At 67.5% G+C, this 13,543-nt stretch carries 13 protein-coding genes and 1 pseudogene; 6 read left to right on the top strand and 8 right to left on the bottom strand.

Translation table 11 applies throughout. The annotated features are described in order from the left end of the window. Positions 1 to 49 precede the first annotated feature (49 nt). Positions 50 to 178 (top strand): annotated as a pseudogene (locus tag Q3A80_RS15815) (adenosylmethionine decarboxylase); the annotation flags it as partial. A 7-nt stretch (positions 179 to 185) separates the two neighbouring features. Here the strand turns inward: Q3A80_RS15815 and Q3A80_RS15810 are convergent. Then, positions 186 to 638: an SRPBCC family protein gene (locus Q3A80_RS15810; RefSeq protein ID WP_446329894.1), complete on the bottom strand. Its 453-nt coding sequence runs from the start codon at positions 636 to 638 to the stop codon at positions 186 to 188. Between the two features lie 186 nt (positions 639 to 824). Between Q3A80_RS15810 and Q3A80_RS15805 the strand changes: the two genes are divergently transcribed. Together Q3A80_RS15805 and Q3A80_RS15800 are read left to right on the top strand one after the other, a co-directional pair. Then, positions 825 to 1,865, top strand: a complete 1,041-nt coding sequence (locus Q3A80_RS15805; RefSeq protein ID WP_446329893.1) for a bifunctional nicotinamide-nucleotide adenylyltransferase/Nudix hydroxylase — start codon at positions 825 to 827, stop codon at positions 1,863 to 1,865. 74 nt (positions 1,866 to 1,939) lie between these two features. After that, positions 1,940 to 3,373, top strand: coding sequence for a nicotinate phosphoribosyltransferase (locus Q3A80_RS15800; protein WP_446329892.1), 1,434 nt, complete (start codon positions 1,940 to 1,942; stop codon positions 3,371 to 3,373). Between the two features lie 43 nt (positions 3,374 to 3,416). Here Q3A80_RS15800 and Q3A80_RS15795 read toward each other — a convergent pair whose 3' ends face one another. Beyond that, the gene (locus tag Q3A80_RS15795) at positions 3,417 to 4,874 is read right to left on the bottom strand and encodes an aminotransferase-like domain-containing protein (RefSeq protein WP_446329891.1); all 1,458 of its coding nucleotides are present in this window, start codon (positions 4,872 to 4,874) and stop codon (positions 3,417 to 3,419) included. Positions 4,875 to 4,999: 125 nt separating this feature from the next. Here Q3A80_RS15795 and Q3A80_RS15790 point away from each other — a divergent pair, with 125 nt between their 5' ends. After that, positions 5,000 to 5,887 carry a DMT family transporter gene (locus Q3A80_RS15790; protein ID WP_446329890.1) on the top strand — a complete coding sequence of 296 codons (888 nt, stop codon included), beginning with the start codon at positions 5,000 to 5,002 and terminating at the stop codon, positions 5,885 to 5,887. 89 nt (positions 5,888 to 5,976) lie between these two features. Here the strand turns inward: Q3A80_RS15790 and Q3A80_RS15785 are convergent, their stop codons facing one another. The 6 genes from Q3A80_RS15785 to lysA form a co-directional block, all read right to left on the bottom strand. Next, a complete protein-coding gene (locus Q3A80_RS15785) occupies positions 5,977 to 6,321 on the bottom strand; it encodes a DUF3088 domain-containing protein (protein WP_446329889.1) in 345 nt (114 codons plus the stop codon). Positions 6,322 to 6,398: 77 nt separating this feature from the next. Further along, positions 6,399 to 7,586, bottom strand: coding sequence for a cystathionine beta-lyase (gene metC / locus Q3A80_RS15780; RefSeq protein ID WP_446329888.1), 1,188 nt, complete (start codon positions 7,584 to 7,586; stop codon positions 6,399 to 6,401). A 47-nt stretch (positions 7,587 to 7,633) separates the two neighbouring features. Next, complete coding sequence (locus Q3A80_RS15775) at positions 7,634 to 8,359, bottom strand: amino acid ABC transporter ATP-binding protein (protein ID WP_446329887.1); 726 nt, start codon at positions 8,357 to 8,359, stop codon at positions 7,634 to 7,636. 44 nt (positions 8,360 to 8,403) lie between these two features. After that, positions 8,404 to 9,063: an amino acid ABC transporter permease gene (locus Q3A80_RS15770; RefSeq protein WP_446329886.1), complete on the bottom strand. Its 660-nt coding sequence runs from the start codon at positions 9,061 to 9,063 to the stop codon at positions 8,404 to 8,406. Between the two features lie 93 nt (positions 9,064 to 9,156). Further along, positions 9,157 to 9,957: a transporter substrate-binding domain-containing protein gene (locus Q3A80_RS15765; protein WP_446329885.1), complete on the bottom strand. Its 801-nt coding sequence runs from the start codon at positions 9,955 to 9,957 to the stop codon at positions 9,157 to 9,159. A 587-nt stretch (positions 9,958 to 10,544) separates the two neighbouring features. Next, positions 10,545 to 11,783 (bottom strand): diaminopimelate decarboxylase, encoded by a 1,239-nt coding sequence (gene lysA, locus Q3A80_RS15760; RefSeq protein WP_446329884.1) that lies wholly within the window; start codon positions 11,781 to 11,783, stop codon positions 10,545 to 10,547. A 112-nt stretch (positions 11,784 to 11,895) separates the two neighbouring features. On the opposite strand from lysA, the gene Q3A80_RS15755 reads away from it, so the two are divergent. Next, positions 11,896 to 12,810: a LysR family transcriptional regulator gene (locus Q3A80_RS15755; protein ID WP_446329883.1), complete on the top strand. Its 915-nt coding sequence runs from the start codon at positions 11,896 to 11,898 to the stop codon at positions 12,808 to 12,810. Positions 12,811 to 12,866: 56 nt separating this feature from the next. Further along, a complete protein-coding gene (locus tag Q3A80_RS15750; protein WP_446329882.1) occupies positions 12,867 to 13,466 on the top strand; it encodes a GNAT family N-acetyltransferase in 600 nt (199 codons plus the stop codon). Positions 13,467 to 13,543: the final 77 nt, after the last annotated feature.

Below are 13,543 nucleotides of genomic sequence, written 5' to 3'. Positions count from 1 at the left end.
TCGGAATGTCGCGCGATTATAGCCGTTGCCGGCGGCGCGGCAATGAGCGCACGGTATCGCGGCAGTGGACGCGTTCATCTGCGGTACCGCGCACGCAGCCGATGCGGTCGACGCGATTGCCGCCGCGCGCGGCACGCACGCGCAGGGCCGGCAACAGGTCGCACGCGGCGTCGCGTGAGCGGCGCTCAGTGCGGCAGCGCTTCCGCTTCGGCCCAGCGCTTGAACGAGTCGAGACGCCGGCGCGTGTGCACGAGATAGAACCCGCCGATCAGCGGCTCGAGCAGCCAGCGCAGCCATGCCGGCTGCGCGCGGAACTGGTAGGTGAACTTGACTTCGGTCGTGCCCGGCGCGCGTTCGGTGAAATTCCAGCAGCCGCTGAAGCGTTCGAGCACCTTCGGCCCGTCGACCATCTCGACGGCCGCGACCTGCGGCGGGCGATACGAGATGTAGCGCGATACCATCGTCGCGCCCGACTGGCTGCGACAGAACGCATCGACGCCGACGTCGGCCGTCATTCCGTCGAGCAGATAGGCGTCGGTGAGGAAGTTGTCCCACACGAGCCGCCGCGCGTAGTCCTGCGACCACGTGAAGAGGCGTCTGCGATCGACGCCGACGATCCGGCTGACTGAGATCCTCATGATGGATGGCGGGCGCAACGGGCTCGGAGTGGGATGAAATCCAGTGTAACCCGCCAAAGCCGGGCGCTTCGTCAGACTTCGTCAAGTCGAATGCATGCTCGATTGACCTTCTCCGGGAATTCCCCTACGATCGATTCCATGCCTTCGGGAAAGACCCGAAGCGTTTCCACCTCTTGAGGGAGCCTCATGAGTACGCAACAGAACCGGCGCTTCGACGCGCTCGTTTTCATCGGTCGTTTCCAGCCTCCGCATCGTGGTCACCTGAACGTGCTGAAGTCCGCACTGAGCCGGGCCGAGCGCGTGTGCGTGCTGATCGGCTCGACCGACAAGCCCCGCACCATCAAGGATCCGTTCTCGTTCGACGAGCGCCGCCAGATGCTGGCTTCGCTGCTCGATCCGTCCGAGCGCGAACGCGTGACGGTCGCACCCGTGCAGGATTCGACGTACAACGACGGCGACTGGGTGCGCTGGGTGCAGGATGCGGTGGCCGCCGCGCTCGGCGACGTCGCGCAGCGCAAGGTCGGGCTGATCGGCCACGAGAAGGACGCGACGTCGTACTACCTGCGGATGTTTCCGCAATGGGAGCTCGTCGACGTCGATGCAACCGAAGACATCTCCGCCACCGAAATACGCGACCAGTATTTCGCCGAACGCACGAACAGCTTCGTGCAGTGGGCGGTGCCGGAACCCGTGTTCGGCTGGCTCGAGCGCTTCCGCACGCAACCGGAATTCGCGCAGCTGAAGGCCGAGGCCGAATTCATCGCCGGCTATCGCAAGGCATGGGCGGCCGCGCCGTATCCGGTCACGTTCGTGACGGTCGACGCGGTGGTCGTGCACTCGGGCCATATCCTGCTGGTGCGCCGGCGCAGCGAGCCCGGCCGCGGGTTATGGGCGCTGCCAGGCGGGTTCGTGAACCAGGACGAACGGCTCGACGCGGCGTGCATCCGCGAACTGCGCGAGGAAACCGGCCTCAAGTTGCCCGAGCCCGTGCTGCGCGGCTCGATCAGGGATCGCCAGGTGTTCGACCACCCGAGCCGCTCGCTGCGCGGCCGCACGATCACGCACGCGTGCCTGTTCAACTTTCCGACCGGCGAATTGCCGCGCGTGAAGGGCAGCGACGATGCCGACAAGGCGCGCTGGGTGCCGCTCAACGAATTCGCGCAGATGCGCAACGTGATGTTCGAGGATCACTTCGAGATCGCGTACCACTTCCTGGGGAAACTGTGATCCGCTGATTCCCCGGATTCAGGTCCGCCGCGACAGACGCGGCGGCACTTCAACGGCCTAGAGGAGCTCTAGCCATGCAAAACGATCCCGGCGGCTTTGCCGCGGTTCTCGCCAATCCGATCCTCAACACGGATTCGTACAAGGCATCCCACTTCCTTCAGTATTCGCCCGACGCGCAGGCAATGTTCTCGTACGTCGAATCGCGTGGCGGCCGCTACGACCGCACGCTGTTCTTCGGCTTGCAGATGCTGCTGAAAGAGTATCTGTGCCGCCCCATCACGCACGCGATGATCGACGACGCGCGCGATTTCTTCGCGGTGCACGGCGAGCCGTTCAACGAGGACGGCTGGCGCCATATCGTCGACCGCTACGACGGCTGCCTGCCCGTGAAGATTCGCGCGGTGCCGGAAGGGTCGATCGTGCCCGTGCACAACGTGCTGATGACCGTCGAATGCGACGATCCGAAGGTGTTCTGGCTCGCGTCGTATCTGGAGACGATGCTGCTGCGCGTGTGGTACCCGGTGACGGTCGCGACGCGCAGCTGGCACCTGCGGCAGACGATCCGCCGCTTCCTCGAGAAGACCGACGACGATCTCGCGCAGTTGCCGTTCAAGCTGCACGACTTCGGCGCGCGCGGCGTGTCGAGTGCCGAGTCGGCCGCGATCGGCGGCGCGGCGCACCTCGTGAGCTTCATGGGTTCGGATACGGTGCTCGGCGTGCTCGCCGCGAACCGCTTCTATCGCGAGCCGATGGCCGCGTACTCGGTGCCGGCGGCCGAGCACAGCACGATCACGTCGTGGGGGCGTGAGCACGAAGCCGATGCGTACCGGAACATGATCGGCCGCTTCGGTCTGCCCGGCGCAATCGTGTCGGTCGTGTCGGACTCCTACGACCTGTTCGCCGCACTCGACATGTGGGGCGGCCCGCTGCGTCAGGCGGTGATCGATTCCGGCGCGACACTCGTCGTGCGTCCCGATTCGGGCGACCCGGTGACGATCGTGCTGCAGACCGTGCGTGCGCTCGATGCGTCGTTCGGCTCGACCGTGAACGGCAGGGGGCGGCGCGTGCTGAACCACGTGCGCGTGATCCAGGGCGACGGCGTCGACGAGCATTCGATCGAGGCGATTCTCGTCGCACTCGACGACGCGGGTTATGCGGCCGGCAACGTCGTGTTCGGAATGGGCGGCGCGCTGCTGCAGCGGGTCAATCGCGATACGCAGCGCTTTGCAATGAAATGCTCGGCGATCCGGCGCGGCGACGTATGGCACGACGTCAGCAAGGATCCGGTCACCGATCGGGGCAAGCGCTCGAAGAAGGGGCGGCTGACGTTGCTGCGCAATCGGCGCACGGGCGAGTATCGGACGGTGGCGCTGCCGGTTGCATGGGACGATCGCGCGCTCGAAGGCGAATGGGAAGATGCGCTCGAGACGGTGTTCGATACCGGGCGGATGCTCGTCGATGCGACGTTCGCCGAGGTGCGGGCGAGGGCGCACGCGGCGGAGGTGTAACGGCTGGCGTCGGGGCGGCCATTCGCCCCGACGCCTCCGAGCGTCATCGTTCGCCGGCCAGCGTGGGTCCGCGGCGTTCCGCGGCTCGCGCCGCCTCCATCGCTCGCGCCAGCGCATCGAACACCGCCGGCCCCTTGCAGCGCGACACGTTGAAGCGCATGAACGACGTCGCGCTGCGCGATGCACTGAACACATCGCCAGGCGCGAGCACCACGTCGTCGTCGAGTGCAAGGCGCGCGACCCGCGCCGCATCGAGTCCGTCCGGCAGTTCGGCCCACACGAACAACCCGCCGCGCGGCTCCGTCCAGATCCCGAGCCCCGCCCGCACGAGCCGCCGGATCGTTTCGCCCATCGCGTCGGCCAGTTGCGCGCGCAAGCCGTCGAGATGACGCCGGTACGTGCCGTCGACCAGCAGCCGGTGCACGACGTTCGCGCTGATTTGCGCATTGCCGAACGACGTCGCGAGCTTCAGGTCGACGAGCGCGTCGATCCACTCCGGTCGCGCGGCCACATAGCCGCATCGGATCGCAGCCGACAGCGTCTTCGAAAAGCTGCCGATCGATACCACGCGCGACAACCCGTCGAACGCCGCGAGGCGCGGCGCGGGCGTGCTCTCGAAATCGGCGAAGATGTCGTCCTCGACGATCAGCAGTCCGTGCTCCGCTGCGAGCGTCAGCAGCCGATGCGCAACGGGCGGCGCGAGCGTCGCGCCGGTCGGGTTGTGCAGCGCTGCGTTGGTGATATACAGCCGCGGCCGGTGTTCGGCGAGTACCTGCTCGAAGCGCGCAAGATCGGGACCGTTCGGCGTGTACGGCACGCTGACGATCCGCGCGCGATGCGCACGCAGCAACGCCTGGAAGTTGAAGTAGCACGGATCGTCGAGCACGACGGTGTCGCCCGGCTCGAGCAGCAGCCGGCACACGAGATCGAGCGCGTGCGTGCCGCCGTCGGTCAGCATGATCTGCGCGGGCTCCGCGTGGATGCCATGCTGCGCGAGGCGCCATGCGAGCTGCTGGCGCAGCGCGGGCAGCCCGAGCGGCGTCGCGTAGTCGGTCAGCGCATCGGGTTCGTCGCGCGACACCGCGCGCAGCGCGCGGCGCAGGCTCTCGTCCGGCAGCCACGACGGCGGCAGCCAGCCGCAGCCGGGCTTCACCGAGCCGGGCGCGGCTTCGAGCGCCTGGCGCGACAGCCACAGCGGATCGAGCGCGCGATCGAGACGCGGGCCGAGCTCCGCGAGCGCGAGCGGCGGCGCATGGCCCGACACGTAGAAGCCGGAGCCGCGCCGCGCGACGAGCACGCCCTCGCTCGCGAGCCGTTCGTACGCGTCGACGACGGTCGACTTCGACACGTGCAGCGCGTCGGCCATCATCCGGATCGACGGCACGCGCGCACCGGGCATCAGCGCGCGGCTCGCGATCCGCGCGCGCAGCGTGTCCATCACGGTTTCCACGCGCGTGCGCGACGGCGCGGGCGGGGCAGGAACCTGCACGGAACGGCTCATGGCTGAAAGGAACTGTACGGCCGGTTGTCCAGTACAGTTTGTCTGAATTGTATTGGGCCGTAGCTTACGCGCCTTTCGTGCGCGGCGCATCATCGGTCATCCACTTTTTTCGACCAGGATCTCCCGTGCAAAAGACGACCGACGGATGGCTCAGCGGCCTGCTGGGCGTGATCATCTTCAGTGGCTCGCTGCCCGCGACGCGCGTCGCGGTGCAGGGGCTCGACCCGCTGTTCCTCACGTTCGCGCGCGCGACGATCGCCGGCGTGCTCGGCCTGATGCTGCTCGTCGCGTTGAAGCAGAAGCGGCCGACGCGCGCCGAGACTGTGTCGCTTGTCGTCGTCGCGCTCGGCGTCGTGGTCGGTTTTCCGCTGCTGACGGCGCTCGCGCTGAAGCACGTGACGTCCGCGCACGCGATCGTGTTCGTCGGGCTGCTGCCGCTCGCGACCGCGCTGTTCGGCGTCTGGCGCGGCGGCGAGCGGCCGCGGCTGCCGTTCTGGATCTTCTCGCTGGTCGGCAGCGGCGCGGTGGCTGCATTTGCACTGCGCAACGGTGGCAGCGCGTCGGTGGTCGGCGATGCGCTGATGCTCGCCGCGATCGTCGCGTGCGGGCTCGGCTATGCGGAAGGCGCACGCCTGTCGCGCCAGCTCGGCGGCTGGCAGGTGATCTCGTGGGCGCTCGTGTTGTCGCTGCCGGTGATGCTGCCGCTCACGTGGTTCACGTGGCCCGCGACGTTCGACGGCGTCGACGCGGCCGCGCTGTGGGGGCTCGCGTACGTGTCGCTGTTCAGCATGCTGATCGGCTTCGTGTTCTGGTATCGCGGCCTCGCGCTCGGCGGGATCGCGGGCGTCGGGCAGCTGCAGCTGCTGCAGCCGTTCTTCGGCTTCCTGCTCGCGGCCGGGCTGCTGCACGAGGCGGTGCCGCCGTCGATGCTCGTCGTCACGTTGATCGTGGTCGGCTGCGTGGCTGGTGCGAAGTACTTCTCGAAGATGGCGCCCGCGACGCGCGCGAGCTGATGCACGTTCGCACGCGTTCGCGGCGGGCGAGACACGCGCATGCCGCGCGCCCCGTCCGGCTGCGCCGATCGAACGAAGGCGCTGCGGCCTTACGCGACGTGCGCGACGCCGTACTGCGACGACAGATAGCGGCGGATATCGGCCGGCGAATCGATGAAGCGGCGGCCGTTGTGTTCGCGGATCGCGACCGTGTCGTCGTTCGGCGCGTGGCCGTCGGCGAGCACGAGCACCGGCGCCGACTGGTTGTCCTCGCCGATCAGCGCGACGATCGGTTTGCGCGGCCGCGGCGCGTCGACGTACTCGACCGCGACCGCGTCGCGCAACTGCGGATAGAAGCTCAGCAGCCCTTCGACGGCGACCGAGTCGCCGCAGTAGAACGGACCTTCGGAGTCCTTGAAGAAGCCGGGGCGCAGAATGAACAGCGTGTCTTTCATGATGGTCTCGCTATCGGTAATGGTCGTACGTTGAGGAAAATCGTGGTGTGGAGCGGCGTGCGCCGCGTTGCGCGGCCTCAGGCTTCCGCGAGCGCGGCCGCGACAGCGCGCATTCTCGCGAAACCCGCGGCGAGATCGGCGATCATGTCGTCCGGATGCTCGAGCCCGGCATGAATGCGCAGCAGCGGGCCGGCTGCGGTCCATGGCGTCGCGGTCCGATGGCGCGACGGGTTGGACGGGATGATCAGGCTTTCGAAGCCGCCCCAGCTGTAGCCCATCCCGAAGCACGTCATGCCGTCGAGCAGCGCGCGCACCGCATCGTCGGGCTGCGGATGCAGCACGAGGCCGAACAGGCCGCACGCGCCGGTGAAGTCGCGCTGCCACAAAGCGTGACCCGCATCGCCGGGTCGCGCCGGGTACAGGATCTGCGCGACTTCCGGTTGCTGCGCGAGCCAGTCGGTCAGCACGTGCGCATTGCGCTGATGCCGTTCGAGCCGCACCGACAGCGTGCGCAGCCCGCGCAGGGCGAGATACGCGTCGTCGCCGCTGACGGTCATGCCGAGCTGCCGATAGCAGCGCGTGACCTTCTGCGCGAGCGCTTCGTTCGTCAGGATCGCTCCCATCAGCACGTCGGAGTGGCCGGCGATGTATTTGGTCGCCGCGTGAATCGACACGTCGACGCCGTGCGCGAACGAGCGGAAATTCAGCGGCGTGCCCCACGTGTTGTCGAGCAGCACGACCGCGTCGTGCTCGTGCGCGACGCGGCAGATCGCGGGAATGTCCTGCACTTCGAAGGTCAGCGAGCCCGGCGATTCGGTAAAGACCGCGCGCGTGTTGGGTCGCATCAGCGACGCGATGCCGGCGCCGAGCGACGGATCGTAGTAGGTCGTCTCGATGCCGAGGCGCGCGAGCGTCTCGTCGCAGAACGAGCGGGTCGGGTCGTACACCGAGTCGGCCATCAGCAGGTGATCGCCCGGGGTCAGCACCGCGAGCAGCGCAGTCGTGATCGCACTGAGGCCGCTCGGCGTCAGCAGCGCGGCGTGCGCGCCCTCGACGCGGGCGAGCGCCTTTTCGAGCGCGCGCGTGGTCGGGCTCCCGTGACGCCCGTATGCGAGCGGCGTACCGCGCACCGCGTCGAGCGCGTCGGTGTCGTGAAAGAGCAGCGTCGACTGGCGATAGACGGGCGGATTCACCGGCGAGCCGGGCTGGCCGTGCGAGCGGCCTTCGTGAGCGAGCAGGGTGTCGGTCGAATGCAGGTGGTTCAAGATGGCGTCCTTGGAAAGTCGGTCGAAGCGTAGCGAAGCCGTTGCGGTCAGTGCAGGATCTTGTCGAGGAAATCGCGCGCGCGTTCGGAGCGCGGCGCGGCGAAGAACGCGTCGCTCGCCGCATCCTCGACCACCGTGCCCTGGTCCATGAAGATCACGCGATGCGCGACCTTCCTCGCGAAACCCATTTCGTGCGTGACGCACACCATCGTCATCCCGTCGCGCGCGAGTTCGACCATCACGTCGAGCACTTCGTTGATCATCTCGGGGTCGAGCGCGGACGTCGGCTCGTCGAACAGCATCGCGACCGGGTTCATCGACAGCGCGCGTGCAATCGCGACGCGTTGCTGCTGGCCGCCGGACAGCTGCGCCGGATACTTGTGCGCATGGGCCTTCAGGCCGACGCGATCGAGCAGCGCCATCGCGTTGTCGGTCGCTTCGTCCTTGCGGCGGCCGAGTACCTTCACCTGCGCGAGCGTCAGGTTGTCGGTGATCGACAGGTGCGGGAACAGCTCGAAATGCTGGAACACCATGCCGACGCGTGCGCGCAGCTGCGCGAGCTTCGCGGCCGGATCGCCGAGCCGCATGCCGTCGACGACGATGCTGCCTTTCTGGAACGGTTCGAGGCCGTTGATCGTCTTGATCAGCGTCGACTTGCCGGAGCCCGACGGCCCGCAGACGACGACCACTTCGCCTTTCGAGACCGCCGCGCTGCATGCGGAAAGGACCTGATGCTTGCCATACCACTTGGAAACGTTGTCGAGCGTAATCATCGTGTGTCCCTGATGGAGGTTCGGAGTGACGGGCGCGAGCATGCTCAATGCGCGGACGGCAGCGACAGGCGCGTCTCGACACGGCCCTGCAGGCGCGTGAGCAGCGTGCTCAGCACCCAGTAGATCGCGGCAGCCGCGAGGTACAGCGGCAGCGGCTGGAACGTCGCGGCGATCACTTCCTGCGTCGAGCGCAGCAGCTCGGTGACGGTGATCACGGACACGAGCGACGTGTCCTTGATCAGGCTGACCAGCGTGTTGCCGAGGCTCGGCACCGCAAGGCGCAACGCCTGCGGGCACACGATGTAGCGCAGCGTCTGCACGTGCGTGAGGCCGAGGCTGTGCGCGGCCGCCCATTGCCCGCGGCCGATGCCGAGGATCGCGCCGCGCATGCTTTCGGACAGATACGCGCCGGCGTTGAGCGTCAGCGTGAAGATGCCGGCCGTCGTCGGATCGAGCGTGATGCCGAGATCGGGCAGCCCGTAGTAGACGACGAACATCTGCACGAGCAGCGGCGTGCCGCGCATCAGGCTCACGTAGCCCTGCGCGAGGCCGGATGCGAACCGGTTGCTGCCGATCCGCATGATCGCGGCCACGAGCCCGACGACGAGGCCGAGCGCCATCGACGCCACCGCGAACTTCAGCGTGAACAGCGCGCCCTTCACCATGACGGGCAGCGTATGAATGACGAGATCGAATGCTTCCATCGCGTGTCTCCTGAGTATGTGCCGTGTGCCGCTCGCGTGTCGGCTGGTTGCAGGCCGGCCCGCGCGTGCGTACGCGCGGGCGCGCCGGCGTCGTTATTGCGCGACGGGCCGCGTCGTGTCCGAGCCGAACCACTGCATCGAGATCTTCTTCAGCGTGCCGTCCTGTTGCAACGCCGCGACCGCGTCGTCGATCGCCTTCGCGAACTTCGGATTGCCCTTGCGGAACGGAATGCCCATCTTGTCCTCGCCGCCGGCGAGCACGGAGCCGGGGCGCAGCGGCAGGTGCGAGTTCTTGATCAGGTACGCGAGCATCAGGCGATCGTTGACCGCCGCGTCGATGCGGCCCGCCGCGAGATCGCGCAGGTTCTCCGGCGTGCCCGGATAGACCTGCAGATCGATCGCGGGCACCGTCTTCACGAGATCGACGTAGTTGCTGCCCATCGTCACGCCGACCTTCTTGCCCTTCAGTTCGTCGAGCGACTTGAACGTGCGCGTGTCGTTCTGGCGTTGCAGCAGCTGCGCGGACGAGTACACGTACGGCGTGCTGAAGTCGAGCGCCTGCTGGCGCGACGGCGTGATCGCGACCTGGTTGACGATCACGTCGAACTTGCCGGCTTGCAGCCCGGCGAGGATCCCGCTCCATTCGGTCGTCACGAACTGCGGCTTCACGCCGAGCTTCGCGGCAACCGCCTTCGCGACGTCGACGTCGAATCCTTCGAGCTGGCCTTCGGCATTGCGATAGTCGAACGGCGGGTACGTGCCTTCGAGCGCGATCTTCAGCACGCCGGCCTGCTTGACCGTGTCGAGCAGGTCGGCCGCGTGCGAGACGGTGGCTGCCACGCAAAGAAGGACGGCGGCGAGGCCTTGCTTGAGCGTCGGGGCGAAGGGCTTCATGGTTGTCTCCTGGGTTGTTGTCGAAACGTCGATGTCGAAAATTCGGAGTGAGCGCGTCCGCGGCGACGGGCAGCGTCGCCGTGGGCGGGAAGCGGGCCGCGGTGGATGCGGCGAGGAAAGTGCGGCGGGAGACGGCGCGAGCCGTGTGCCGCGATGCGTTACGGCATGCGTTCGCGCACGGTGGCGTAACGGTGCGCGGCGAAGAGTTCAAGCGTCGTGTTCATGAGTGCCCGTGCGGCTTGCGAGTGAAGTAGACCGGCTGCATCGTCGATGCATGTCCGGTGACGCAAATGCTGAACGACTGACGGCAATCTTAGTTTTGTCAAAAAGGAAAGTGCTTCCAAAAACGCGCGGACTTTTCACGTGGCGTGGAAAGTTTTTCTCTGCGCGTCGGGCGCGATGCAAGCGATCTGCTGCGGTTGCACGGGGCGCGCAGCATCGGGTGCTACGGCGGGGCCGGGCGGTTGCCCCGAGGACAACCGCCGAAAAGCGAAACGGCCACGCATGCCGGTCGAGGCAAGCGTGGCCGTCGGCGTCCGACTCGTCGAACGCGGCGCGTACGTGCGGGTGGACTGCGCGGGTGCGCGTTACTCGAACGTCTCGAGCGCGAGCAGTTCGCCGATCGTCTGCCGGCGGCGGATCAGCCGCGGCGTGCCGCGATCGACGAGCACTTCCGGCGCGAGCGGCCGGCTGTTGTAGTTCGAGGACATCGACGCACCGTACGCGCCCGCATCGTGCAGGAACAGCAGATCGCCGATCTGCGGCTGCGCGAGCTTGCGGTGCGTGACCACGCCGCCTGCATCCTGCGTGAACACGTCGCCGGATTCGCACAGCGGCCCGGCGATCGCGATGTCGACGAGCGGCCGGCCGGCCGGCAGCGCGCCGTCCTGCGCGTGCACGGACACCGCGTGGTAGCTGCCGTACATCGACGGCCGCATCAGATCGTTGAAGCCCGCGTCGATCAGCACGAAGTCGTGCTTCGGCCGATGGTTCACGGCCTGCACTTCGGTGACGAGCGTGCCGGCTTCGGCGACGAGGAAGCGGCCCGGTTCGATCTCGATGCGCACCGCATGGCCGAGGTGGCGTTCGATCCGCTTGCGCGCGGCATCCCACTGGCTGAAGTAGTGACCGACGTCGACGCGCGGTTCGCCGTCGCGATACGGAATCGACAGGCCGCCGCCGGCGGAGATCGCATCGATGTCGTGGCCGAGCGACGTGACGAGGTCGACCATCGCGTCGCACACCTGCGACAGGTGGCCGTAGTCGACGCCCGAGCCGATATGCATGTGGATGCCGACCAGCTTCAGCCCGTACTGGCGCACGATCTCGATCGCGCGCGGCACGTCGTCGATCCAGATGCCGTGCTTGCTCTGCGGGCCGCCGGTGTTGGTCTTGTTGCTGTGGCCGTGGCCGAAGCCGGGATTCACGCGCAGCCACACGCGATGGCCGGGCGCATGCTCGCCGACGCGTGCAAGCATGTCGAGCGAGCCCGCGTTCACGGTCACGCCATGCTTCAGCACGGCTGCGAGCGTCGGGCGATCGATGAGATCGGCCGTGAACACGACGCCTTCCGGCTCGCCTGCGGGACTGAACCCGGCAGCGAGGCTGCGCTCGATCTCGCCGAGCGACACGGCGTCGACGCATGCGCCTTCTTCGCGCATCAGCTTCAGGATATGCAGGTTCGAGTTCGCCTTCTGCGCATAGCGGATCACGTCGAACTGGCGCAGTTGGGCGATGCGGTCGCGAATGACGTCGGCGTCGTACACCCACAGCGGGGTGCCGTATTGCTGCGCGAGCGCCGCGAGCTGGCGGGAATCGAGGGACATGGCGGATGGATCGGTCGAATGAACGGATAGCGTGAATCATGCGCCAGAACGGCTATACAGTAAAATGCCTGTTTATCGGTATTCGATTCATTTCTGATATAGACGGGCGGCCATGCTTACACACCGGCACATCGAAGTCTTCCGCGCGCTGATGGTGACCGGCAGCACGACGCGCGCGGCCGAGATGCTCTACACGTCGCAGCCGACGATCAGCCGCGAGCTGGCGAGGATGGAGCAGGTGGTCGGCTTCGCGTTGTTCGAGCGCTCGCACGGGCGGCTGCGGCCGACGATGGCGGCGCTCACGCTGTTCGACGACGTGCGGCTCGCGTATGTGGGGCTCGAGCGTGTCGCCGCGACGGCCGCGCGGCTGCGCGAATTCCGCGACGGGCAGCTGTCGGTGATCGCGCTGCCCGCGTTTTCGCATGCGATCCTGCCCGGCGCGTGCCGGCGCTTTCACGACGCGCATGCGGGCGTCAGCGTATCGATCGCGACGCAGGAGTCGCCGGTGCTCGAGGAGTGGCTGACCGCGCAGCGCTACGATCTCGGGCTGACCGAACACGACGTCGCGCCGGCCGGCACCGTGCTCACGCCGCTGCTCGAGGTCGACGAAGTGTGCGTGCTGCCCGACGGTCATCCGCTGCTCGGCAAGCAGGCGATCGATCTCGCGGATCTCGCCGATCGCCCGTTCGTGAGCCTGTCGCTGAACGATCCGTACCGGATCCTGATCGACGAGGCGTTCGCGCAGCTCGGCGTCGCGCCGCGTTCGGTGGTCGAGACGCCGTCGGCCGTGTCGGTGTGCGCGTTCGTGCGGCAGGGGCTCGGCGCGGCGATCGTCAATCCGCTGACCGCGCTCGATTTCGTCGGGCGCGATTTGCATGTGCGGCCGCTCATGCGCTCGTTCCCGTATCGCGTCAGCGTGATCGTGCCCGAGCACCGGCCGAAGAACCTGCTGGTCGATGCATTCACCGATGCGCTGCGCGGCGAGGCAAAGGCGATCCGCCGCCGGCTTGCCGCATTGCCCGGCTAGCGCCGGCCGTATGATGACGTTTCGCTGCGTGCATCCTCACTTCGATGGAATCCGTCATGACCGACACTTCGTCCTTGCCCGAACAGCCGACGCTCACCGGCGAGCGCATCGCATTGCGGCCGCTCGCGGCGTCCGACCGGCAGGCGCTGCTCGCTGCGGCGGCGGACGGCGAGTTGTGGAACCTGAAGGTCACGGTCGTGCCGGACGAACACACGATCGACGCGTATATCGACACCGCGCTGCAAGGCCGCGCGGCCGGCACCGTGATGCCGTTCGTGATCGTCGACCGGGCATCGGGCCGCGCGCTCGGTAGCACGCGTTTCTGGAAGATCGACCGCAAGCATCGCAAGCTCGAGATCGGTCATACGTGGCTGAGCGAATCGGCGCAGCGCACGCGCGCGAATACCGAAGCGAAATGGCTGTTGCTCACCTACGCGTTCGATACGCTGGAGTGCGTGCGCGTGCAGTTCACGACCGACGAGCTGAACGAGAAGTCACGCGCCGCGATACTGCGGCTCGGTGCGAAGCAGGAAGGGATCGTGCGTCATGAGCGGATCATGCCCGACGGGCGCAAGCGCAACTCGGTGCGTTTCAGCATCATCGACGACGAGTGGCCGGCAATCCGCGACCGGTTGAAAGCGAAGCTCGCGACGTGACGCGTGCCGCGTCGCCCCCAGGTGACGTGCGTCGCGCCGCCGGGGGGAGGCGGCGACGCGACGGGCGGGGAAACGGC

It is taken from the genome of Burkholderia sp. SR8 (assembly GCF_052851275.1).
The sequence above is the reverse complement of the archived record's forward strand: the minus strand, read 5'-3'. Positions and strand labels throughout refer to the sequence as shown.

Bases quoted from the DNA above. Each gene is read 5' to 3' on its own strand.
- Q3A80_RS15755 (WP_446329883.1), top strand. From the start codon at position 11,896: ATGCTTACACACCGGCACATCGAAGTCTTCCGCGCGCTGATGGTGACC.
- Q3A80_RS15795 (WP_446329891.1), bottom strand. From the start codon at position 4,874: ATGAGCCGTTCCGTGCAGGTTCCTGCCCCGCCCGCGCCGTCGCGCACG.
- Q3A80_RS15750 (WP_446329882.1), top strand. From the start codon at position 12,867: ATGACCGACACTTCGTCCTTGCCCGAACAGCCGACGCTCACCGGCGAG.
- Q3A80_RS15765 (WP_446329885.1), bottom strand. From the start codon at position 9,957: ATGAAGCCCTTCGCCCCGACGCTCAAGCAAGGCCTCGCCGCCGTCCTT.
- Q3A80_RS15805 (WP_446329893.1), top strand. From the start codon at position 825: ATGAGTACGCAACAGAACCGGCGCTTCGACGCGCTCGTTTTCATCGGT.
- Q3A80_RS15775 (WP_446329887.1), bottom strand. From the start codon at position 8,359: ATGATTACGCTCGACAACGTTTCCAAGTGGTATGGCAAGCATCAGGTC.
- lysA (WP_446329884.1), bottom strand. From the start codon at position 11,783: ATGTCCCTCGATTCCCGCCAGCTCGCGGCGCTCGCGCAGCAATACGGC.
- Q3A80_RS15800 (WP_446329892.1), top strand. From the start codon at position 1,940: ATGCAAAACGATCCCGGCGGCTTTGCCGCGGTTCTCGCCAATCCGATC.
- Q3A80_RS15785 (WP_446329889.1), bottom strand. From the start codon at position 6,321: ATGAAAGACACGCTGTTCATTCTGCGCCCCGGCTTCTTCAAGGACTCC.
- Q3A80_RS15810 (WP_446329894.1), bottom strand. From the start codon at position 638: ATGAGGATCTCAGTCAGCCGGATCGTCGGCGTCGATCGCAGACGCCTC.
- Q3A80_RS15770 (WP_446329886.1), bottom strand. From the start codon at position 9,063: ATGGAAGCATTCGATCTCGTCATTCATACGCTGCCCGTCATGGTGAAG.